The sequence below is a fragment of the Streptomyces sp. NPDC059454 genome (assembly GCF_042749965.1).
Classification (GTDB): domain Bacteria; phylum Actinomycetota; class Actinomycetes; order Streptomycetales; family Streptomycetaceae; genus Streptomyces.
Genome location: NZ_JBHYVC010000006.1, coordinates 24,700 through 46,155 on the forward strand (window position 1 = coordinate 24,700; position 21,456 = coordinate 46,155).

The 21,456-nt window shown below is 69.8% G+C and carries 16 protein-coding genes; 10 read left to right on the plus strand and 6 right to left on the minus strand.

What is annotated here, in order from left to right:
* The first annotated feature begins 64 nt into the window (after positions 1–64).
* From ngcE to ACFXAE_RS05895, 9 genes are all read left to right on the plus strand, one after another.
* The gene (gene ngcE, locus ACFXAE_RS05855) at positions 65–1,546 is read left to right on the plus strand and encodes an N-acetylglucosamine/diacetylchitobiose ABC transporter substrate-binding protein (RefSeq protein ID WP_384708558.1); all 1,482 of its coding nucleotides are present in this window, start codon (positions 65–67) and stop codon (positions 1,544–1,546) included.
* 75 nt (positions 1,547–1,621) lie between these two features.
* Positions 1,622–2,554 (plus strand): carbohydrate ABC transporter permease, encoded by a 933-nt coding sequence (locus ACFXAE_RS05860; protein WP_384708560.1) that lies wholly within the window; start codon positions 1,622–1,624, stop codon positions 2,552–2,554.
* A gap of 15 nt (positions 2,555–2,569) precedes the next feature.
* On the plus strand, positions 2,570–3,505 hold the full coding sequence (locus tag ACFXAE_RS05865) for a carbohydrate ABC transporter permease (protein ID WP_384708564.1): 936 nt from the start codon (positions 2,570–2,572) through the stop codon (positions 3,503–3,505).
* 207 nt (positions 3,506–3,712) lie between these two features.
* Positions 3,713–4,924: an ROK family protein gene (locus tag ACFXAE_RS05870; protein ID WP_384708568.1), complete on the plus strand. Its 1,212-nt coding sequence runs from the start codon at positions 3,713–3,715 to the stop codon at positions 4,922–4,924.
* A gap of 134 nt (positions 4,925–5,058) precedes the next feature.
* On the plus strand, positions 5,059–6,159 hold the full coding sequence (locus ACFXAE_RS05875) for a sugar ABC transporter substrate-binding protein (protein ID WP_384709053.1): 1,101 nt from the start codon (positions 5,059–5,061) through the stop codon (positions 6,157–6,159).
* A 185-nt stretch (positions 6,160–6,344) separates the two neighbouring features.
* Entirely contained in the window at positions 6,345–7,136 is a 792-nt protein-coding gene (locus tag ACFXAE_RS05880; RefSeq protein WP_384708571.1) for an ATP-binding cassette domain-containing protein, read from the plus strand.
* On the plus strand, positions 7,133–8,425 hold the full coding sequence (locus ACFXAE_RS05885; RefSeq protein WP_384708574.1) for a sugar ABC transporter permease: 1,293 nt from the start codon (positions 7,133–7,135) through the stop codon (positions 8,423–8,425). Before ACFXAE_RS05880 ends, ACFXAE_RS05885 begins: the two co-directional genes overlap by 4 nt.
* Positions 8,426–8,663: 238 nt before the next feature.
* On the plus strand, positions 8,664–10,616 hold the full coding sequence (gene dxs / locus ACFXAE_RS05890) for a 1-deoxy-D-xylulose-5-phosphate synthase (RefSeq protein ID WP_384708577.1): 1,953 nt from the start codon (positions 8,664–8,666) through the stop codon (positions 10,614–10,616).
* 149 nt (positions 10,617–10,765) lie between these two features.
* Positions 10,766–12,274 (plus strand): amino acid permease, encoded by a 1,509-nt coding sequence (locus ACFXAE_RS05895; protein ID WP_384708580.1) that lies wholly within the window; start codon positions 10,766–10,768, stop codon positions 12,272–12,274.
* A 51-nt stretch (positions 12,275–12,325) separates the two neighbouring features.
* On the opposite strand, the gene ACFXAE_RS05900 is transcribed toward ACFXAE_RS05895, so the two are convergent.
* Complete coding sequence (locus ACFXAE_RS05900) at positions 12,326–12,697, minus strand: NTP pyrophosphohydrolase (RefSeq protein WP_384708583.1); 372 nt, start codon at positions 12,695–12,697, stop codon at positions 12,326–12,328.
* Positions 12,698–12,783: 86 nt separating this feature from the next.
* Here ACFXAE_RS05900 and ACFXAE_RS05905 point away from each other — a divergent pair, with 86 nt between their 5' ends.
* The gene (locus ACFXAE_RS05905; protein WP_384708586.1) at positions 12,784–13,122 is read left to right on the plus strand and encodes a hypothetical protein; all 339 of its coding nucleotides are present in this window, start codon (positions 12,784–12,786) and stop codon (positions 13,120–13,122) included.
* A 24-nt stretch (positions 13,123–13,146) separates the two neighbouring features.
* Here the strand turns inward: ACFXAE_RS05905 and ACFXAE_RS05910 are convergent, their stop codons facing one another.
* The 5 genes from ACFXAE_RS05910 to ACFXAE_RS05930 form a co-directional block, all read right to left on the minus strand.
* Entirely contained in the window at positions 13,147–14,181 is a 1,035-nt protein-coding gene (locus ACFXAE_RS05910) for a hypothetical protein (protein WP_384708589.1), read from the minus strand.
* Between the two features lie 278 nt (positions 14,182–14,459).
* Positions 14,460–16,589: a 3-hydroxyacyl-CoA dehydrogenase NAD-binding domain-containing protein gene (locus ACFXAE_RS05915; RefSeq protein WP_384708592.1), complete on the minus strand. Its 2,130-nt coding sequence runs from the start codon at positions 16,587–16,589 to the stop codon at positions 14,460–14,462.
* Positions 16,586–17,803 (minus strand): thiolase family protein, encoded by a 1,218-nt coding sequence (locus ACFXAE_RS05920; RefSeq protein WP_384708595.1) that lies wholly within the window; start codon positions 17,801–17,803, stop codon positions 16,586–16,588. The genes ACFXAE_RS05915 and ACFXAE_RS05920 overlap by 4 nt, the downstream gene beginning before the upstream one ends.
* A gap of 207 nt (positions 17,804–18,010) precedes the next feature.
* Complete coding sequence (locus ACFXAE_RS05925) at positions 18,011–19,063, minus strand: LacI family DNA-binding transcriptional regulator (RefSeq protein WP_384708598.1); 1,053 nt, start codon at positions 19,061–19,063, stop codon at positions 18,011–18,013.
* On the minus strand, positions 19,060–21,447 hold the full coding sequence (locus ACFXAE_RS05930; protein WP_384708601.1) for a glycoside hydrolase family 2 protein: 2,388 nt from the start codon (positions 21,445–21,447) through the stop codon (positions 19,060–19,062). The genes ACFXAE_RS05925 and ACFXAE_RS05930 overlap by 4 nt, the downstream gene beginning before the upstream one ends.
* Positions 21,448–21,456: the final 9 nt, after the last annotated feature.

Genomic DNA, 21,456 nt, shown 5'->3' on the forward strand with positions numbered 1-21,456 from the left:
CGAACGCGGTGCCGGGAAGGATCCGGTTCACCGCCTGAGTCCTGGAGAAGGCGAGGACTTGAGCATGGGATCCACTTCCGCCGAGAACGACGGCACCGGTTCTGCCGGGAGCACCGGCAACAGGGACGAGGGCACGGCCGGCGTGGGACGCCGCGCACTGATCAAGCGGTCCGCCGCGCTCGGCCTGGTTTCCGTACCGGCGATGGGCTTCCTGTCCGCGTGTGCCAGCGGGGGCGGGGACGACAACTCCGGTGACAACGAGGGCAAGACGTCCGAGTCCAACCCGTTCGGCGTCAAGAAGGGCAGCAAACTCGACGTCGTCATCTTCAAGGGCGGTTACGGCGACGACTACGCCAAGGCGTGGGAGGCCGCCTTCAAAAAGCAGTGGGGCGTCACCTCCGTCCACACCGGCACCCAGGAGATCACGGGCAAGCTCCAGCCCCGGTTCAACGCCGGCAATCCGCCGGACATCGTGGACGACTCGGGCAACCAGCAGATCCCGATCGACGTGCTGGCCAAGAACGACCAGCTCCTCGACCTCGCCGAAGTGCTGGACGCCCCGTCGGTCGACGACCCGGACAAGAAGGTCCGTGACACCCTCATTCCCGGCACGCTCGACGCCGGAATGCAGGAGGGCAAGGTCGTCGCCCTCAACTACATCTACACGGTGTGGGGTCTGTGGTACTCCGGCAAGCTCTTCGAGGAGAAGGGCTGGGAGGCCCCCAAGACCTGGGACGACTTCCTCGCCATCTGCAAGGACGCCAAGTCCCAGGGCATCGGAGGCCTCGCCCACCAGGGCAAGTACCCGTACTACATCAACGTCGCCATCATGGACCTGATCGCCAAGAAGGGCGGCCTGGACGCCATGAAGGCGATCGACAACCTCGACCCCAAGGCGTTCGTCGGCTCCGACGCCGCGCAGGAGGCCATCGAGGCCGTCTACGAGGTCGTCGAGAAGGGCCTTCTGATGCCCGGTACGAACGGTCTGACCCACACCGAGTCGCAGACCCGCTGGAACCAGTACAAGGCCGCCTTCATCACCAGCGGTTCCTGGCTCGAGAACGAGCAGCTCAAGACGACACCGGCGGACTTCGACATGAAGTTCCTGCCGATGCCCCTGCTGCCGGGCAGCGCGCTGCCGTTCGAGGCGATCCGGGCCGGCTCCGGTGAGCCCTTCATCATCCCGTCCAAGGCCGGCAACCTCCCCGCGGCCAAGGAGTTCATGCGCAGGATGCTCTCCAAGGAGTGGTCGACGCTGTTCGCCAAGGAGGCGAACTCGCTGACCATCCTCAAGGACGGCGTCGACCCGGACGTCGAACTGCGTCCGGGCACCCAGTCCACGGTCGAGGCCTCCAAGGCGGCCGGCGACAACACCTTCCGCTTCCTGTACACCGAGTGGTACAGCGAGATGAACTCCGCCATCGAGAACGCCTCCAACGAGCTGATGGCCAAGCGCATTCAGCCCAAGGAGTGGCTCAAGCGCGCGCAGGCCGCGGTCGACAAGCAGGCCGAGGACCCGGCCTCGAAGCAGAACCGCCGCGACTGATCCCGCTCGACCGACCGCGTTCCGGGCCGGGGTGACTCCCGGCCCGGAACGGCCACACCCAGGGGCAGGAACGCCATGCGTAAAGGGCAGCACCGGTTCGTCGCGGGATTCCTCTTCCTTCCCGTGGCGCTCTATCTGATCTTCGTGATCTGGCCGTACATCCAGACGTTCGGTTATTCACTGACCGACTGGAAGGGCCAGTCGCAGACCTTCAACTTCGTCGGCCTGGACAACTACACGGCGTTGTTCAAGGACGACATCTTCATGGGTGCCATCTGGCACAACATCCTGTTCCTGGTGTTCATCCCGGTGATCACCATTCTGCTCGCGCTGTTCTTCGCCTTCATGCTGAACGCGGGCGGACGCGGGCGTTCCGGAGGCGTTTCGGGGGTCGCCGGATCCAAGTACTACCGGGTCGTCTATTTCTTTCCGCAGGTGCTTTCCCTGGCCATCATGGCGGTGCTCTTCGGAGCGGTGTACCGCAGTGACGGCGGTGGAATGCTCAACGGCGCCCTGATCGAACTCGGGCTCGTCGACAAGAACAGTCCGGTGGAATGGCTCAACGAGCCCGACATGGTGCTCTGGGCACTCGTCGCGGTGGTCGTCTGGCACGGCGTCGGCTTCTATCTGGTGCTGTTCTCCGCCGCCATGCAGTCCATTCCCCGGGACATCTACGAGGCCGCGCTGATCGACGGCGCCGGCCGCGCGCAGTCCTTCTTCCGCATCACGCTGCCACTGCTGTGGGACTCCGTACAGACCGCCTGGGTCTACCTCGGCATCGCGGCGATGGACATGTTCATCCTGGTCTCCACCATGACCTCGGGCCGGGGCTACGGCGGCGGCCCCGACCATGCCAGCGAGGTCATGTCGACCGTGATGATGCGGAACTTCCTCGTGTACGGCCGGAGCGGCTACGCCTGCGCCATGGGCGTCTTCATGCTGCTCCTCACCCTGATCGTGTCCGTGGTCATGCTGCGCGCCACCCGTCGCGAGCGCATCGAGTTCTGAGGCGGAGTAACGACGATGAGCGCACCCCTCAAGGAAACCGCCCCCACCGGGGGCCCCACCCCGCCTCCGCCGCCGGTGACCAAGGGCACCGTCCGCCCCGGCGACCGGCGCGGCGAAGGCGTCGTACTGAACGTCTTCTCGCACGGCTTCCTCGTCGTGTGGGCGGTGCTGATCGTGCTGCCACTGCTGTGGCTGGTGCTCAGCTCCTTCAAGACCGACACACAGATCGGCGGCTCCGCGTTCGGCTGGCCGCGGAACTGGGACCCGGACGTGTTCTCCCGCGCCTGGGAGAAGGGCATCGGGGACTACTTCACCAGCACGGTCGTCGTCCTCGTCATGTCCGTGCCGCTGACGATGCTGTTCGGTTCCATGGCGGCCTATGTGCTGGCCCGCTACGAGTTCCGGGGCAACCGCCTGCTGTACTACTTCTTCGTCGCGGGCGCGATGTTCCCCGTGTTCCTCGCCCTGGTGCCGCTGTTCTTCATGGTCAAACGGCTCGACATGCTGAACACCTACCACGGCCTGGCGCTGGTGTACGTCGCCTACTCGCTGCCGTTCACGGTGTTCTTCATGCACGCCTTCTTCCGGACCCTGCCCACGGCGGTCTTCGAGGCGGCGATCCTCGACGGTGCCTCGCACACCCGGACCTTCTTCCAGGTGATGCTGCCGATGGCCAAGCCCGGTCTGCTCAGCGTCGGGATCTTCAACACACTGGGGCAGTGGAACCAGTACATCCTCCCTACGGTGCTGATGCAGCCGCAGAGCGGTGACGATCCGGAACGCTATGTGCTGACCCAGGGGCTCATCCAGCTCCAGCAGCAGCAGGGCTACGCCGCGGACCTCCCGGTGCTCTTCGCGGGAGTGACGATCGCCATGGTGCCCATGCTGGTGGTCTACCTGTCCTTCCAGCGCCAGGTGCAGGCGGGCCTCACCTCCGCAACCCTGAAGTAGACCACTGGTACCGCCTTGAAGTGACGCACCGGAACCCCTCGTGCACACGCCGCTTTCGTCCCAGGGAGCGGCGTGTGCACGTGTGTCCATGCACCCGGAAACGGTTCAACCTCTTGACGGGAGGCGACCCGAACGGCTCATCTTAGAGTTCACTAGTTGGACATGAGAGGGGCCTCACCGAAGCGGCCCCGCGCGCAGGAGGTCGTCGTGGAGACTCCGGGGTCGCAGTCGTCGCTGCACCGAGCCAACCTGGAGCGGGTCGTCCGAGCAGTACGTCTTGCGGGTTCCCTCACCCAGGCGGAGATCGCGAGGACGACCGGCCTGTCCGCGGCCACGGTCTCCAACATCGTCCGGGAACTGAAGGACGGCGGAACGGTCGAGGTCACGCCCACCTCGGCGGGCGGGCGCCGGGCGCGCAGCGTCTCGCTGAGCGGGGACGCCGGGATCGTCGTCGGGGTCGACTTCGGGCACACCCATCTGCGGGTCGCGGTCGGGAACCTCGCCCATCAGGTGCTGGCCGAGGAGTCCGAGCCACTGGACGTGGACGCCTCCTCGGCACAGGGACTCGACCGGGCGGAACAGCTGGTCAAGCGGCTGATCGAGGCGACCGGAGTGGACCCGTCCAAGGTCGCCGGCGTGGGTCTCGGCGTACCGGGGCCGATCGACGTGGAGTCCGGCACCCTGGGCTCGACCGCCATCCTGCCCGGCTGGACCGGCACCAAGCCCGCCGAGGAGCTGCGGGGGCGGCTCGGCGTGCCGGTGCACGTGGACAACGACGCCAACCTCGGCGCGCTCGGCGAGATGGTCTGGGGCAGTGGCCGGGGCGTGCGCGACCTGGCGTACATCAAGGTCGCCAGCGGTGTCGGCGCCGGTCTGGTGATCAATGGGAAGATCTATCGCGGCCCGGGCGGCACCGCGGGTGAAATCGGGCATATTACACTTGATGAATCCGGTCCCGTCTGCCGCTGCGGCAACCGTGGCTGCCTGGAGACCTTCACGGCCGCGCGCTATGTGCTCCCGCTGCTCCAGCCCAGTCACGGCACCGATCTCACGATGGAGGGCATCGTGCGGCTGGCGCGGGACGGAGACCCTGGCTGCCGTCGGGTGATCGCCGACGTCGGCCGCCACATCGGCAGTGGAGTCGCGAATCTCTGCAACCTGCTGAACCCGAGCCGGGTGGTCCTGGGCGGTGATCTCGCCGAGGCCGGTGAGCTGGTGCTCGGGCCGATCCGGGAGTCCGTCGGCCGCTATGCGATCCCCAGTGCGGCACGTCAACTGTCCGTTCTCCCCGGGGCACTTGGAGGCCGTGCCGAGGTGCTCGGAGCGCTCGCCCTCGCACTGAGCGAGATGGGCGATTCGACCCTTTTGGACGGCACTGCGACCGGGTCGCTCACCGCGGCCACCCCTGCCTTCACTTAGAGAACGGATGGCACCGTTGCCATCTCGTTAAGGATTTACTTCTTGACGTCGCACGTGTGGCCGAGTTGACTTCCAGCCACCTCGGCCGCAACGACGCGGCCTCGTCAGGGAGGTTTGTAGAAGTGAATACGCGTATGCGTCGTGCCGCCTTTGCCGTCGCCGCCGGTGCGATGGCCGTCTCGCTCGCCGCTTGCGGCAGCGCCGCCGAGTCGGGCGACAAGAAGGACTCGGGCGACTCCGCCGCCAAGGGCGACGACATCAAGGTCGGCCTGCTCCTGCCGGAGAACCAGACCGCGCGGTACGAGAAGTTCGACAAGCCCTTGATCGAGAAGAAGGTCAAGGAGCTCACGAACAACAAGGGCGAGGTCGTCTACGCCAACGCCAAGCAGGACGCCAGCCTGCAGAACCAGCAGGTCGACACGATGATCACCAACAAGGTGGACGTGCTCATCGTGGACGCCGTGGACTCCAAGGCCATCGCCGGCTCGGTGAAGAAGGCCAAGGACGCCGGCATCCCGGTCGTCGCCTACGACCGTCTCGCCGAGGGCCCGATCGACGCCTACACCTCGTTCGACAACGTGACCGTCGGCAAGACCCAGGGCGAGGCCCTCCTCGAGGCCCTGGGCGACAAGGCCAAGGACGGCCAGATCGTCATGATGAACGGGTCCTCCACCGACCCGAACGCCGCCCTCTTCAAGCAGGGCGCGCACTCCGTCCTCGACGGCAAGGTGAAGGTCGGCCGCGAGTACGACACCAAGGAGTGGAAGCCGGAGAACGCCAACGCCAACATGGAGGGCGCCATCTCCGCCCTCGGCAAGAAGAAGATCGTCGGCGTCTACTCCGCCAACGACGGCATGGCGGGTGGCATCATCACCGCCCTCAAGGCCGCCGGCATCGACAACGTCCCGGTCACCGGCCAGGACGCCGAGCTCGCGGGTGTGCAGCGCATCGTCACCGGTGAGCAGTACATGAGCGTCTACAAGCCGTACCCGCAGGAGGCCGACGTGGCCGCGGAGATGGCCGTGCTGCTGGCCCAGGGCAAGTCGCTGGACTCCCTCGCCAAGGACAAGGTCGACAGCCCCACCACCAAGGGTGTCGCCTCGGTTCTCGTCCCGGTCGTGTCGCTGACCAAGGAGAACATCAACGACACCGTGATCAAGGACGGCATCTACACCGTCCAGGAGATCTGCACGGACAAGTACAAGGCCGCCTGCGACAAGATCGGCCTCAAGTAAGCAGTCCCCGAGTCCCGTGACGGACGAGGGAGTCCGTGACCCGGACTCCCCGCACGGGACCGACTGCCACGCGCTCCGCCGGCGCCCCGCACACATCAGCCCCGCAAGCTACGCGGGGCGCCGGACGGAACACCCCCCATCAGAAACTTCTGCACAACCTCCCGCCGGGTCAGGCGGCGAAGGAGATGGTTCACGTGTCCGCTACGCCCGTGCTGGCGTTGCGCGGGGTCTCCAAGCGTTTCGGTGCCGTCCAGGCGCTCACCGACGTAGAGCTTGAGGTCCACGCCGGTGAGGTGGTCGCCCTGGTGGGCGACAACGGCGCCGGAAAGTCCACGCTGGTCAAGACGATCGCCGGCGTGCATCCCATCGATGAGGGATCCATCGAGTGGGACGGCAGGTCCGTCCAGATCAGCAAGCCGCACGACGCCCAGAACCTGGGCATCGCGACGGTCTACCAGGACCTCGCGCTGTGCGACAACATCGATGTCGTCGGCAACCTCTACCTGGGCCGGGAGCTCCGCAGGCGCGGAGTCCTGGACGAGGTGGAGATGGAGCGCCGCTCCCGCGAGCTCCTCGACACCCTCTCGATCCGCATCCCCAGCGTCCGGATCCCGATCGCCTCCCTCTCCGGCGGTCAGCGCCAGGTCGTGGCCATCGCCCGGTCCATGCTCGGCGAGCCGAAGCTGGTGATCCTGGACGAGCCCACCGCCGCCCTCGGCGTCGAGCAGACCGCGCAGGTCCTCGACCTCGTCGAGCGGCTGCGCGAGCGCGGCCACGCGGTCATCCTCATCAGCCACAACATGGCCGATGTGAAGGCCGTGGCCGACAAGGTCGCGGTCCTGCGCCTCGGGCGCAACAACGGCGTCTTCGAGGTCAAGTCGACCTCGCAGGAAGAGATCATCTCCGCCATCACCGGCGCCACGGACAACGCCGTGACCCGTCGTGCGGCGCGCACCAATGGGGAGATCAAGAAGTGAGCACCGAAAAGACCTCCACCCCCACCGAGGACCACGCCGTGGAGAACCCCGAGGCGGCCGCCGCGGCCGTCACCGTGGTCGACCCCCGGCTGCTGGTGCGCGAACAGGGCTTCCTGGGCTACTGGAACGAGTTCAAGCGGAAGATGAAGGCCGGTGACCTCGGCTCCATCCCCGTCGTGGTCGGCCTGCTGGTCATCTGGGCCATCTTCACCAGCCTGAACTCCAACTTCCTCACCGCCGGCAACTTCTCCGACATGTCCGTCGCCATGGTCGGCACGGGCATGATCGCCGTCGGTATCGTCTTCGTCCTGCTGCTCGGCGAGATCGACCTGTCGGTCGGCTCGGTCAGCGGTGTCGCCGGCGCCGCCTTCGCGGTCATGAACGTCACCCACGGGATGAACGAGGTGCTGGCCCTGGTGCTGGCGATCCTCAGCGGCACGGTGGCCGGCGCCCTCCACGGCGTCATCTTCGCCCGCATCGGCGTCCCGGCCTTCGCCGTGACCCTGGCCGGACTGCTGTTCTGGCAGGGCTTCATGCTGCAGATCCTCGGCGACAACGGCACCATCAACCTCGACTCCGAGGGCCTGGTCGTCAAGCTGACCAGCTACTACTTCTCGGACGTGGCCGCCGCCTACGGCCTGGCGATCGTCGTGACCGCGGGGTACTTCCTCGCCGCGTTCTTCGACAACCGCCGCCGCGAGGCCGCCGGTGTGCCGTCCCGCCCGCTGAACGAGATCATCGTGCGGACCGTACTGCTCGCGATCCTGGCGTTCGCCGCCGCGATCGTCTTCAACCAGTACAAGGGCCTGCCGCTGGCCGTGGTGATCTTCCTCGCGTTCCTGGTGCTCACGGACTTCGTGCTGCGCCGCACCGCGTACGGCCGCAAGGTCTTCGCGCTCGGCGGCAGCGTCGAGGCGTCCCGCCGTGCCGGTATCAACGTGGAGATGGTCCGGATCTCGGTCTTCGCGATCGCCGGTACGTTCGCCGCGATCGGCGGCCTGTTCGTCGCGTCGAAGATCGCCTCCGCCAACCAGGGCGCGGGTACCGGTGAGTTCCTGATGAACGTCATCGCCGCGGCCGTCATCGGCGGTACGTCGCTCTTCGGTGGCCGTGGCCGCACGTGGGACGCGCTGCTCGGTGTGATGGTGATCATCTCGATCACGTACGGTCTGGCGTTGGAGGGCATCGCCTCGCCGGTGCAGTACATGATCACCGGTGGTGTGCTGCTGGCGACCGTCGTCATCGACGCGGTCACCCGTAAGACCCAGAAGACGGCTGGGCGCGCGTAGCGTTTCGACTGCCGGTCCGCTGTGGTTGATCGCGCAGTTCCCCGCGCCCCTGGGTGCGTTGCCGTGGCCCGGCGCCTCACAGGCGCCGGGCCACGGTCGTGTCGTAGGACTCACGCATCCGGGGTACTGCTGACCGGGTGACGTACGACGCACCGCCCGGAGACCGTCCGGCGGAGCGGAACATTAGACTCGACCCGCCCGGCAACAGCTCGATCAGCTCTACTGCAAGGAGGCACGGGTGCCGCTGCTGACCCGCATCAGGGGACCGCGCGATCTGGACCGGCTCAGCCCGGAGGAGCTCGACCGGCTGGCCGGGGAGATCCGGGCCTTCCTCGTCGACGCGGTCTCCAAGACCGGCGGCCACCTGGGCCCCAACCTCGGTGTGGTGGAGCTCACCATCGCCCTGCACCGGGTCTTCGAGTCGCCCAGGGACAAGGTCCTCTGGGACACCGGCCACCAGTCCTACGTGCACAAGCTGCTCACCGGCCGGCAGGACTTCTCCAGGCTGAAGATGAAGGGCGGCCTCTCGGGCTACCCCTCGCAGGCCGAGTCCGAGCACGACGTCATCGAGAACAGCCACGCCTCCACCGTCCTCGGCTGGGCCGACGGCATCGCCAAGGCCAACCAGATCAAGAAGCGCGACAGCCACGTCGTCGCCGTCATCGGCGACGGCGCGCTCACCGGCGGCATGGCCTGGGAGGCGCTGAACAACATCGCCGACGCCAAGGACCGCCCGCTCGTCATCGTCGTCAACGACAACGAGCGCTCCTACTCGCCGACCATCGGCGGCCTCGCCAACCACCTGGCGACCCTGCGCACCACCGACGGCTACGAGCGCTTCCTGACCCGCACCAAGGAGGTCCTGGAGCGCACCCCGGTCGTCGGCCAGGCCCTCTACGACACCCTGCACGGCGCCAAGAAGGGCCTGAAGGACTTCATCACCCCGCAGGGCATGTTCGAGGACCTCGGCCTGAAGTACGTCGGCCCCATCGACGGCCACGACATCGAGGCCCTGGAGTCCGCCCTGGCCCGCGCCAAGCGCTTCGGCGGCCCGGTGATCGTGCACTGCCTCACCGAGAAGGGCCGCGGCTACCAGCCCGCCCTGGCGGACGAGGCCGACCGCTTCCACGCCGTCGGCAGGATCCACCCCGACACGGGCCTGCCGATCGCCAGCTCCGGCGCCGACTGGACGAGTGTCTTCGGCGAGGAGATGGTCAGGCTCGGCGAGGAGCGCGAGGACGTCGTCGCCATCACCGCGGCCATGCTCCAGCCGGTCGGCCTCGACAAGTTCGCCAAGCGCTTCCCCGACCGCGTCTACGACGTCGGCATCGCCGAGCAGCACGGCGCCGTCTCCGCGGCCGGCCTCGCCCACGCCGGGGTGCACCCCGTCTTCGCCGTGTACGCCACCTTCCTCAACCGCGCCTTCGACCAGGTGCTCATGGACGTGGCCCTGCACAAGTGCGGCGTGACGTTCGTGCTCGACCGGGCCGGTGTCACCGGCACCGACGGCGCCTCCCACAACGGCATGTGGGACATGTCGATCCTCCAGGTCGTCCCTGGGCTGCGGCTCGCCGCCCCGCGCGACGCCGACCAGGTGCGCGCCCAGCTCCGCGAGGCCGTCGCCGTCGAGGACGCCCCCACCGTGGTGCGCTTCTCCAAGGGCGCCGTCGGCCCCGCCGTACCCGCCGTGGGCCGCGTCGGCGGCATGGACGTCCTGCGTGAGCCCGGCACCGACGCCCCCGACGTCCTGCTGGTCTCCGTGGGCGCCCTCGCGCCGATGTGCCTGGAGATCGCCGCCCTGCTCGACCGGCAGGGCATCTCCACCACCGTCGTCGACCCGCGCTGGGTCAAGCCCGTCGACGAGGCCATGGCCCCGCTCGCCGAGAAGCACCGCGTGGTCGTCACCGTCGAGGACAACTCGCGCGTCGGCGGCGTCGGCTCCACGATCGCCCAGGCCCTGCGCGACGCCGGCGTGGACGTACCGCTGCGCGACTTCGGCATCCCGCCGCGCTTCCTCGACCACGCCTCCCGCGCCGAGGTCATGGCCGAGATCGGACTGACCGCCCCCGACATCGCCCGCCAGGTCACCGGTCTGGTGGCGAAGCTCGACGGCCTCCCCCACTCCCGGCTCCGCTCGAGCGAGCGCTCCGCCGCCGACGCGGTCGACTCGGTGGAACCGGCGCGCGACTGACCCACGCGCCACGCGTCGCCCGGATGGGCCGCCCGTGCCACTGTGAAGAGTGGCGCGCGCGGCCCATTCGCGTGAAGGCGCCCGCGTCGGGGCATACGACCTACGCCCCCTCTCGATCATGTCGAGGACGACAAGCGTGGGAGGTACCCGTGACAAGCCCCCTCTTCCGGACGAAGAAGGTCGAGCAGTCCATCCGCGACACCGAGGAACCCGAGCACGCGCTCAGGAAATCCCTGTCCGCGCTGGATCTGACCGTCTTCGGTGTCGGTGTCATCATCGGCACCGGCATCTTCGTCCTCACTGGTACGGTCGCCAAGAACAACGCCGGGCCCGCCGTGGCCCTGGCCTTCACCGTGGCCGGTGTCGTCTGCGCGCTCGCCGCGCTCTGCTACGCCGAGTTCGCCTCCACCGTCCCGGTGGCCGGCTCCGCGTACACGTTCTCGTACGCCTCCCTGGGTGAGCTGCCCGCCTGGATCATCGGCTGGGACCTGGTCCTGGAGTTCGCGCTCGGCACGGCGGTGGTGGCCGTCGGCTGGTCGGGCTACGTCCAGTCGCTCATGGCCAACGCGGGCTGGGAGATGCCCGCGGCGCTGGGCAGCCGCGAGGGCGCCGACGGCTTCGGGTTCGACATCCTCGCCGCCGTCCTGGTGCTGGTGCTCACCGGCATCCTCGTCCTCGGCATGAAGCTGTCCGCCCGCGTCACCTCGGTCGTCGTCGCCATCAAGGTGACCGTGGTCCTCGTGGTGATCATCGCGGGTGCCTTCTTCATCACCGCCGACAACTACGACCCGTTCATCCCGGACTCGAAGCCGGTGCCCGCGGGCCAGAGCCTCGACGCCCCGCTCATCCAGCTGATGTTCGGCTGGGCCCCGGCCAACTTCGGCGTGATGGGCGTCTTCACCGCCGCCTCGGTGGTGTTCTTCGCCTTCATCGGCTTCGACATCGTCGCCACGGCCGCCGAGGAGACCAAGAACCCGCAGCGCGACATGCCCCGCGGCATCCTCGGCTCCCTGTTCATCTGCACCGTGCTGTACGTCCTGGTGTCGATCGTCGTCACCGGCATGCAGAACTACCGGGAGCTGTCCGTGGACGCCCCGCTGGCGGACGCCTTCAAGGCCACCGGACATCCCTGGTTCGCTGGCTTCATCAGCTTCGGCGCCGCCGTCGGTCTGACGACCGTCTGCATGATCCTGCTGCTCGGCCAGACCCGGGTCTTCTTCGCGATGAGCCGCGACGGACTCCTGCCCCGGTTCTTCTCCCGGGTCCACCCCCGGTTCAAGACCCCGCACCGGCCGACCGTCCTGCTCGGCGTCGTCATCGCGATCCTCGCCGGCTTCACCCCGTTGAACGAGCTCGCCGCGCTGGTGAACATCGGCACGCTGTTCGCCTTCGTGATCGTCGCGATCAGCGTGATCATCCTCCGCAGGACCCGGCCCGACCTGCACCGGGCGTTCCGCACCCCCTGGGTGCCCGTGCTGCCGATCGTGTCGGTCGCCGCGTCCCTGTGGCTGATGCTGAACCTGCCCGCCGAGACGTGGGTCCGCTTCGGCATCTGGATGGCGATCGGCATCGTCGTCTACTTCCTCTACGGCCGCACCCACAGCCGTCTGGCCCGGGGCGAGGGGGAGGAACAGCACTCCACCCCGCCGTCCCGCTGAGGGACCCCGGCCCGCCCGGGCGCGCTGCCGGAGTCGCCGGCCCGCCCGGGCCTATCGCCGTACCGTGCGCGGGCCCGTGACGTCAGCGCCCAGGGACGCCACCCTGCGGCGCAGTTCACGGTCCGCCGTGACCACCAGGACCGGGCGGTCGCCGGCCTCCGCCACCAGGGCGACCACGCGGTCGTCGCCGCTGCCGGGGGCCGGCTCCACCCGGACACCCGGAACCGACTCCACCCCGCGGGCCGCTCCCTCGGTCACCAGCACGATCTCCACCGGACCGGAGCGGTCCGGCAGGCCCTCCGCCGCCAGACGGTCGCGCAGCCGCTCCGCGGCCCCGCGCCGGTCCCGCCACCACCCGTCGGGCACCGACCCGACGACATTCGCGGCGTCGACGATCACGAGCAGGGCGGCGGCGTCATCCATACCGCAAGAGTCCCACGCGAGGACCCGCCTTCCGCGAGGACGGGCCCCGCCCCCACCCCGCGAACCGGCTTCCGCAAGGTGAACCGGTGAACGGCGACCGGCTCCTCCGCGGCCGCGACGGCAGCCTCGCCGTCGCGTTCGCCGCGCGTCCCACCGAGCAGGAGCGGGCCGGCGCCCGGTCGCGGGTACGGCCGACCCGCGTCGCGGAGCCGGCCGCGTCGAGCGGTTCGGGGAGCGCCCGGTTCGAGATGCGCTCCGGGACCGTCGGCCGGATGCGGCAGCTCGCCGCCGTACACAAGCCGGTGGCAGCGGCCGAACGGCTCGTCGCCCCCCCCCACGAGGCGGGTTTTGCGCACGGCATGGCCCAGTCGGCGAAGCGCCGGCATGGGCCATCGAGCACGGGTTCCGGCCCGGCGGAGCGCTGACGCCCCGCGCGATCAGACGAAACGTCAGATGTCGCGCCACTGCCCGAGCGTGAGCCCGGACTCCGAGGACTGGCGGGCGACTCGAGGGATTCCGTCCGTGCCGAGCACGGCCAGGACGACCCGGCCGTGAGCGTCCAGCACCGTCGCGGGATCCCCGAGGCACGGAAGGCCGACCTCGGCCCACTGCACGCCCCACTCCTCGGCGTTGGTCACGAACGCGCCGAACACCGGTGTGCCGTCGGCCCCCCGGTGCACGAGAACCGTGCAGTCCTGCCCGTCGACGACGGTTCGGAGCGCGGAGGGGGCACCGCCGCCCGGAGCGCCGCCGATCGGTACGACGGAACCGTTCGGACGGATCGCCAGCAGGCTCGGCGAGCAGGCGTCGGCGACATAGAAGGTGAGCTGGTCTTCGGCTGTCTCCAGGGCAACGCCGTTACCCGGGACCATCGTTACGTGGATGTCCTCCAGGCGTTCGAACGGGCCGCCCTGTATCGGCTGCTGCCAGTGGTGCAGCGGCTTCTCGGACGGGCCGAGAACCCCGATACGGCCTTTGGAGGTGACACCGACGGTCACGTCCTCGTGCAGTTTGCTGCCCCGCAGATCCTGCCAGGGACGCCACTTGCCGTCCTTGTCCTCGTGTCGAACGTGCAGGCCACGGCCCGCGTTGCGGACGAAGACGTGAAGGGTGCCGGCCCCGTCGACGACGCCGGTGGGACAGCCCAGGCGCGGGTTGCGCCGGTCGTCGGCCTTGTACGGATTGCCGATGGCACGCCACTCGTTGAGAGGACGGCCCGACTGGTATTGCGTGGAGTGCATCAGGTCGGTGACGGCCCTGCCCTCGGCGTCCTCCCGGGTGCGGTGCGCCAGGAAGTGCACATAGCCGTTGACCCCCTGGGAGAGGGAGAGGCGGCTCAGACCCGGCGGGAGGGGAAAGCGCTCGGGTCCGTTCCAGTCGGGCCCGCCGGGCCGTGACTCGGTCCAGCGCAGCAGCTCCCCGGAACCCAGTGCGAACAGAGTGAGCCGTCCGTCCGTGCCGCGCGTGAGGAACTTGCCGCCCACCGGGCTCTCGGCTCCGCGCGAGCCCGTGGCCGACTCGTGGACGGCACTCTCGGGTGCGCGCCGCCGATCTCTCACTCTTCGCCGCATGTGGCCGTCCATCCTTACGTCTCCCGGAGCGCCCTCCCCGTGCCCGGCGACCAGGATCGACATTTTGTATGGCTAAACCTTATCCACTTCTTCGCTCCGCCCGTCCTTTGCGGGGTGGGCACGGAGAAGGCTTCGCAGGGGAGAGCGAAGGGCCCCCGCCGGAGCGGGGGCCCTTGTCGCACGCTCGGACACTACGCCGGAACCGAAGCCACCCCCGGCTCCAGGAACCGCTTCCCGTTCACCCGCTCGGAGACGCCCTCGCGGTCCAGGTACGGCGTGATGCCGCCCAGGTGGAAGGGCCAGCCGGCGCCGGTGATCAGGCACAGGTCGATGTCCTGGGCCTCGGCGACGACGCCCTCGTCGAGCATCAGGCCGATCTCCTGGGCGACCGCGTCGAGCACCCGCGCCCGGACCTGCTCCTCCGTCAGGACGGTGTCGCCCTGCTGGAGGAGGGCGGCGACCTCCGGGTCCAGCTCCGGCTTGCCGCTGTCGTAGACGTAGAAGCCGCGCTTGCCCGCCTTGACGACGGCCGCGAGGTTCGGGGAGACCGTGAAGCGGTCCGGGAAGGCCCGGTTGAGGGTCTCCGAGACGTGCAGGCCGATCGCCGGGCCGACCAGCTCGAGGAGGACCAGCGGGGACATCGGCAGGCCGAGCGGCTCCACCGCCCTCTCCGCGACCTCGACCGGCGTGCCCTCGTCGATGACGTTCTGGATCTCGCCCATGAAGCGGGTCAGGATGCGGTTGACCACGAACGCCGGGGCGTCCTTGACCAGCACCGCGGTCTTCTTCAGCTTCTTGGCGACGCCGAACGCCGTGGCCAGCGAGGCCTCGTCCGTCTGTTCGCCGCGGACGATCTCCAGGAGCGGGAGGATCGCGACCGGGTTGAAGAAGTGGAAGCCGACGACCCGCTCGGGGTGCTTCAGCTTCGACGCCATCTCCGTCACGGAGAGGGAGGAGGTGTTCGTCGCCAGGATCGCGTGCGCCGGGGCGACCGCCTCGACCTCCGCGAACACCTTCTGCTTGACGCTCATCTCCTCGAACACGGCCTCGATGACGAAGTCCGCGTCCGCGAAGCCCTCGGCCTTGTCCAGGACACCGGAGACCAGCGCCTTGAGGCGGTTGGCCTTGTCCTGGTTGATCCGGCCCTTGCCGAGCAGCTTGTCGATCTCGGCGTGGACGTAGCCCACGCCCTTGTCGACGCGCTCCTGGTCGATGTCGGTCAGCACGACCGGCACCTCCAGGCGGCGCAGGAAGAGCAGGGCCAGCTGCGAGGCCATCAGGCCGGCGCCGACGACGCCCACCTTGGTGACCGGGCGGGCCAGCGACTTGTCCGGGGCGCCGGCCGGGCGCTTGCCGCGCTTCTGCACCAGGTTGAAGGCGTAGATGCCGGAGCGCAGTTCGCCGCCCATGATGAGGTCGGCGAGGGCCTGGTCCTCGGCGTCGTAGCCCTGCTGGAGGTCGCCGTTCTTGGCGGCGGCGATGATGTCCAGCGCGCGGTAGGCGGCCGGGGCGGCGCCGTGCACCTTGGAGTCGGCGATGAACCGGCCGCGCGCGACGGCCTGGTCCCAGGCCTCACCGCGGTCGATCACCGGACGCTCGATCGCGATCTCGCCCTTGAGGACGGCCGCCGTCCAGATCAGCGACTGCTCCAGGAAGTCGGCGCCCTCGAAGATCGCGTCCGCGATGCCGAGTTCGTGGACCTGCGCGCCCTTGAGCTGCTTGTTCTGGTTGAGGCTGTTCTCGATGATGACCGAGACGGCCTTGTCGGCGCCGATCAGGTTCGGCAGCAGGGTGCAGCCGCCCCAGCCGGGGACCAGGCCGAGGAAGACCTCGGGGAGCGAGAACGCCGGGAGGGCCGCCGACACCGTGCGGTAGGTGCAGTGCAGGCCGACCTCCACGCCACCGCCCATCGCGGCGCCGTTGTAGTACGCGAACGTCGGCACGGCCAGCTTCGACAGCCGCTTGAAGACGTCGTGGCCGCCCTTGCCGATGGCGAGCGCGTCCTCGTGCCGCTCCAGCAGCTCGACGCCCTTGAGGTCGGCGCCGACCGCGAAGATGAACGGCTTGCCGGTGACACCGACGCCGACGATCCCGCCGTCCGCGGCCTCCTTCTCGACCTGGTCGATCGCGGCGTCGATGTTCGCCAGCGACTGCGGGCCGAGCGTGGTCGGCTTGGTGTGGTCGTGACCGTTGTCGAGGGTGATGAGCGCGAAGCGCCCCGCCCCCAGCGGCAGGTCGAAGTGGCGTACGTGCGCGCTGGTGACGACCTCGCCGGGGAACAGCTCGGCCGCACCCTTCAAAAGCTCTGCGGTGGTGCTCACTTGTCCCCCTCGAAGTGCGGGTTCTCCCAGATGACCGTCGCGCCCATGCCGAAGCCGACGCACATGGTGGTCAGGCCGTAGCGGACGTGCGGCTGCTCCTCGAACTGGCGGGCCAGCTGCGTCATCAGACGGACGCCGGAGGAGGCCAGCGGGTGGCCGAACGCGATGGCGCCGCCGTACTGGTTGACGCGCTCGTCGTCGTCGGCGATGCCGTAGTGCTCCAGGAAGGCGAGGACCTGGACGGCGAAGGCCTCGTTGATCTCGAACAGACCGATGTCGGAGATGGACAGGCCGGCCTGGGCCAGCGCCTTCTCCGTGGCCGGGATCGGGCCGTAGCCCATGACCTCCGGCTCGACGCCCGCGAAGGAGTACGCGACGAGGCGCATCTTCACGGGCAGGCCGTTCTCGCGGGCGAAGTCCTCGCTCGCGATGAGCGATGCGGTGGCGCCGTCGTTCAGGCCGGCCGCGTTGCCGGCGGTGACCCGGCCGTGCACGCGGAACGGCGTCTTCAGGCCCGCCAGGCTCTCCAGGGTGGTGCCCGGGCGCATCGGCTCGTCGGCGGTGACCAGGCCCCAGCCGGTCTCGCCGGCCTCTTCGTTGGTGCGGCGCACCGAGACCGGCACCAGGTCGGCCTGGATCTTGCCGTTGGCGTACGCCTTGGCGGCCTTCTCCTGGGAGCGGACCGCGTACGCGTCGGCGCGCTGCTTGGTGATCTGCGGGTAGCGGTCGTGCAGGTTCTCCGCGGTCATGCCCATGAACAGGGCGGACTCGTCGACCAGCTTCTCGCTCACGAAGCGCGGGTTCGGGTCCACGCCCTCGCCCATCGGGTGGCGGCCCATGTGCTCGACACCGCCCGCGACGGCGACGTCGTACGCGCCGAAGGCGACGGAGCCGGCCACCGTGGTGACGGCGGTCAGGGCGCCCGCGCACATGCGGTCGATGGAGTAGCCCGGGACCGAGGTGGGCAGGCCCGCGAGGATGCCGGCCGTGCGGCCGATGGTCAGGCCCTGGTCGCCGATCTGCGTGGTCGCGGCGATGGCGACCTCGTCGATCTTCTTCGGGTCGAGACCGGGGTTGCGGCGCAGCAGCTCCCGGATCGCCTTCACGACGAGGTCGTCGGCGCGGGTCTCGTGGTAGATGCCCTTCGGGCCCGCCTTGCCGAACGGGGTACGGACGCCGTCGACGAAGACGACGTCCCTGACGGTACGAGGCACGATGGCTCTCCTCCAGGTGCGGGATGCTGAGCGCTTGCTTACGGGTCATGCTACTTGTGGGTAACGTGACTGCACAGTCCCGCCGCCTGGAGCGGCGAACATCACACGGCCAGCCGTGCCCGGAGAGGCGTTTTCACCCCGCCGCCCCTTCCCGTCCCCGGGGCGCCGCCCCCGGACCCCCGCTCCTCGAACGCCGGAGGGGCCGCATCAGTCCATCCGGGGCGATCGCGGTGGGGCGGTGGAACCCCGCGGGGTCAGAACCGGGGTCGGCACCGGGTGCGACCCCGGCCCCTCCCCGGTGATGACACCGAACAGCGTCCGCGCCACCTCCGCCCCGAACCCGTGCACATCATGGCTCATCGCCGACAGCGTCGGATGCGTCAGCCGGCACAGCTGCGAGTCGTCCCACGCCAGCAGCGACACGTCGTCCGGCACCCGCAGCCCCATCTCCGCCGCCACCGACAGTCCCGCCACCGCCATGATGTCGTTGTCGTACACGATCGCCGTCGGCCGGTCGCCCGGCGCGGCGGTCAGCAGCGAGCGGGTCGCCCGCGCGCCCGCGTCCCCCGAGAAGTCCGTCGCCACCTGCCACGCCCGGGCGGCCGGCTCCAGCGCCCCGACCGCCTCGTCGAACGCGGTCGTACGGATCGAGGTGTGCCCGAGCGCCGCCGCGCCGCCCACCCGGGCGATCCGCCGGTGCCCGAGCGCCGCCAGATACCGCACCGCCTCGGTCACGGCCGTGGCGTCGTCCGTCCATACGGAGGTCAGCCCGCCCGTCAGCGACGGGTGCCCGACGGCCACCACCGGCAGCCCGAGCCGTTCGGCCACCGCCGGCCGGGGGTCGTCGGCCCGGAAGTCCACCAGGATGGACCCGCCGATCTGCCGGCCCCGCCACCACGACTCCATCAGCCCGGTCTCCTCGTCCGGGCTGCGCACCAGCCGCAGCAGCAGCGAGCAGGACCGCTCGACCAGGACGCTCTCCACCCCGGAGATGAACTCCATGTAGAACGGTTCCAGACCGAGCAGCCGGGCGGGCCGGCACACCGCGAGACCCACCACGTCCACCCGCGACCCGGCCAGCGTGCGCGCGGTCGTGCTCGGCGACCAGCCCAGCTCGCGCGCCGCCGCGAAGATCCGGTCCCGGGTCGCCTCCGACAGACCGGGCTTCCGGTTGAACGCGAGGGACACGGCCCCCTTGGACACACCGGCGCGCGCGGCGACGTCCTTGATGGTGACGCGGGGGGTCGGCGTTGCCGTCATCGAGTGGGCTCCACGCAGTACAGGGCGCAGCGGGCGGTGTCCGGGTCCGGAGTCTTCCAGCCCCGCACCCCGATGGTCACCTCTTCTCCGGGCAACAGGGTCACCAGACCCCGGTCGGCCACCGCCTCCGGGGCCAGCCGGTCGGCCTGGAGCAGCAGGTCCCGTACGAGGGTGCGGGCCGTGACGGTGATCCCGTCCGGCGCGAGTTCGACCTCGAACTCGGGCCGCGGATACGGGATCTCCCGGTCCGGCACCGGGAAGTGCACCGCCCTCAGGTCGCCCGCGTCGGCGACCAGGAACTCCTTCGGGCCGACCGGAACCAGGCCGGCCGGAACCCCGGTCACCGCCACCGTCCGCCCCTCGGCGGCCAGCGCCGGGCCGGCCTCCCCGATCACCGTGCCGTCGACGGACATCCGGCGCAGCCGCAGCGTGTCCTGCCAGGTCTCGGCGGACTGGTTGACCGCCGCCACCACCAGACCGCCGCCGTCCCCGTCCGCGCGCACGGTCAGCAGCCGGTCCGCGTACAGCCGCCGCAGCTCGTGGTAGAGCGGCTTCTCCCGCCCGTCCCCGTCGATCGCGGCCCACGAGGTCACCGGCCAGCAGTCGTTCAGCTGCCACACCACCGTGCCCGCGCACACCGGCCAGTGCGAGCGCCAGTGTTCGATCCCGGCGGCGATCGCACGCGCCTGGTTGACCTGCGTCAGATAGTGCCAGCGGTCGAAGTCCCCCGCCGGCGCGGCGAAATGCCGGGCCAGCCCGCGTTCCAGCTTGCCGTTGCCGTCGTCCGCCTTCTGGTGGTGCAGCATGCCGGGGGAGTCCGGCGCGAGCTCCTCCCCGGGCAGCGCCCGCCGCAGCGTGGCGTACGCGGGCGGCGCCTGCCAGCCGAACTCGGCCACGAAACGCGGCACATGGAGGCGGTAGTCGGCGTAATCGGTCCGGTTCCACACCTCCCAGGAGTGGTGCGTGCCGTGCGCCGGGTCGTTGGGATGGTGCAGCCAGGACCCGGACCAGGGGCTGCCCGCCGTGTACGGCCGGGTGGGGTCCGACTCCGCGACGACCCGCGGCAGTACGCCCAGGTAGTACCCCTCGCCCCAGGAGTTCCCGGCCAGCCCCGGCTCCCAGTCCCAGTCCCGGAACCCCCACAGGTTCTCGTTGTTGCCGTTCCACAGCACCAGCGAGGGATGCGGCATCAGCCGTACGACGTTCTCCCGGGCCTCCGCCTCCACCTCCCCGCGCAGCGGCTGCTCCTCGGGGTAGGCCGCGCACGCGAACGGGAAGTCCTGCCAGACCAGCAGCCCCAACTCGTCGCAGGCGTCGTAGAAGTCCTCGCTCTCGTAGATCCCGCCGCCCCAGACGCGGACCAGGTCCACGCCCGCGCCGGCCGCCTGCTCCAGCCGCCGCCGGTAGCGATCCCGGGTGATCCGGGACGGGAAGACGTCGTCCGGGATCCAGTTGACGCCCCGCGCGAACAGCCGCTCCCCGTTGACGACCAGGGTGAACCCGGTGCCGTGCGCATCGGCCGAGGTGTCCAGCTCCACCGTCCGGAACCCGATCCGGCGCCGCCACGAGTCCAGCGCGTCCTCGCCGTCGAGCAGCGTCAACTCGACGTCGTACAGCGGCTGTCCGCCGTACCCCCGGGGCCACCACAGCCGTGCGTCCGGCACCCGCAGCCGTACGGTCCCCTCCGTCCCGTCGATCTCCGCGCGGGCGCGCACGCCGCCGACGCCCGCCTCCACGGTGAGCGGTGCCCCGGTGCGGGAACGCTCCACGTCGACGGCCAGCTCGACCTGCCCCACGCCGTCCTCGACGGTCACCAGCGGGCGCACCCGGGCGATCCGGGCCGTGGACCAGTGCTCCAGCCGCACCGGCCGCCAGATCCCGGCCGTCACCAGCGTCGGCCCCCAGTCCCAGCCGAACGAGCAGGCCATCTTGCGCACGTACTGGTACGGCTCGGCGTACGCTCCCGGCCGCTCGCCCACCGTGCCGCGCACCGCCTCGGCCTCGGCGTAGGCGGAGGCGAACCGCACGGTGAGCCGCCCGCTCAGCCCCGTCACGTCGAAACGGTACGAGCGGTGCATGTTCCGCGTCCGGCCCAGCGTCCGGCCGTCGAGCAGGACCTCGGCGACGGTGTCGAGACCGTCGAAGACCAGATCGGTCCGCTCGTGCGCGCCCGCCCCGGCGGTCAGCTCCGTCTCGTACGTCCAGTCCCGCCGGCCCACCCACGCCGCCTCGGCCTCGCTCTGGCCGAGGAACGGATCGGGGATCAGCCCGGCTGCCAGCAGATCGGTGTGCACGCACCCCGGCACCGAGGCGGGGAGCGCGTCCCCCGTGCCGTCCGGGTGCCGCAGGGTCCATCCCTCGGTGAGCGGTGTGACCTGACGCATGCACACTCC

Coding starts and splice junctions, on each gene's coding strand:
- ngcE (WP_384708558.1), top strand. CDS start 65: ATGGGATCCACTTCCGCCGAGAACGACGGCACCGGTTCTGCCGGGAGC.
- ACFXAE_RS05860 (WP_384708560.1), top strand. CDS start 1,622: ATGCGTAAAGGGCAGCACCGGTTCGTCGCGGGATTCCTCTTCCTTCCC.
- ACFXAE_RS05865 (WP_384708564.1), top strand. CDS start 2,570: ATGAGCGCACCCCTCAAGGAAACCGCCCCCACCGGGGGCCCCACCCCG.
- ACFXAE_RS05875 (WP_384709053.1), top strand. CDS start 5,059: ATGCGTCGTGCCGCCTTTGCCGTCGCCGCCGGTGCGATGGCCGTCTCG.
- ACFXAE_RS05880 (WP_384708571.1), top strand. CDS start 6,345: ATGGTTCACGTGTCCGCTACGCCCGTGCTGGCGTTGCGCGGGGTCTCC.
- ACFXAE_RS05900 (WP_384708583.1), bottom strand. CDS start 12,697: ATGGATGACGCCGCCGCCCTGCTCGTGATCGTCGACGCCGCGAATGTC.
- ACFXAE_RS05925 (WP_384708598.1), bottom strand. CDS start 19,063: ATGACGGCAACGCCGACCCCCCGCGTCACCATCAAGGACGTCGCCGCG.
- ACFXAE_RS05930 (WP_384708601.1), bottom strand. CDS start 21,447: ATGCGTCAGGTCACACCGCTCACCGAGGGATGGACCCTGCGGCACCCG.